Origin of the sequence: Myxococcus sp. AM011 (assembly GCF_013372595.1) — a bacterium.
GTDB lineage: Bacteria > Myxococcota > Myxococcia > Myxococcales > Myxococcaceae > Myxococcus > Myxococcus eversor.
The window spans coordinates 1-573 of the sequence record NZ_JABXEM010000612.1 but is presented as its reverse complement, the minus strand read 5'-3'; the positions used below and the strand labels follow the sequence as shown (position 1 = coordinate 573).

Sequence of the window (573 nt, the reverse complement as noted above, 5' to 3'; positions counted from 1 at the left end):
GGGGAGATTGAGGTCGCGAGGCCAGACGATGGGCGTCGCCTCGGCCTTGGCCGTGGAGGTCGACTCCTGCGTCGTCGTGTTGCCCTCCGGCGTCGGAGGTGAGGTGGGGGTCGGTGTCGAGGTGGCCGGCATGGCGTTTCGTCTCCGGAAGAGACAAAGGCCTGCGACGCGAAATCGGGGACATCACTTAAGTGACGGCGAGCGTCGTGGTGCGGCAGAGGCCGTGGTACGGCGGGAAGCCCACGCCCGCGTCCGCGAGCTGCTTGTCCGAAGCGAGCGAGCGGAACTCGCCGACGTCATCGCGGGTGCCAGCGGCGGAGCGGAGCACCTCGGCCAGGCGCGTCTGTTGGCCGCCTCGGTTGACGTAGAGGACGGCGCGGCCGGTGTCCGTGTCGAGGCGCTCCCGCACCCAGGGCAGCTCCTGCTTCACATCCTCCGGGCGCTCAAGTGTTGCGAGGCGAGCTGGTTGATGGACGAGCAATCCGCCTGGTTGATGGGCATCACCGAGCGCGAGCGTGAGCGAGCGCGCTCGGAGATGGGAGCGGCCTACTGATTGGCGGAGTCGGTGTCGAG

At 68.8% G+C, this 573-nt stretch carries 1 pseudogene; it reads right to left on the bottom strand.

Annotation, left to right across the window (positions count from 1 at the left end):
* Positions 1-187: 187 nt before the first annotated feature.
* Positions 188-573 (bottom strand): annotated as a pseudogene (locus HUW62_RS47655) (hypothetical protein); the annotation flags it as partial.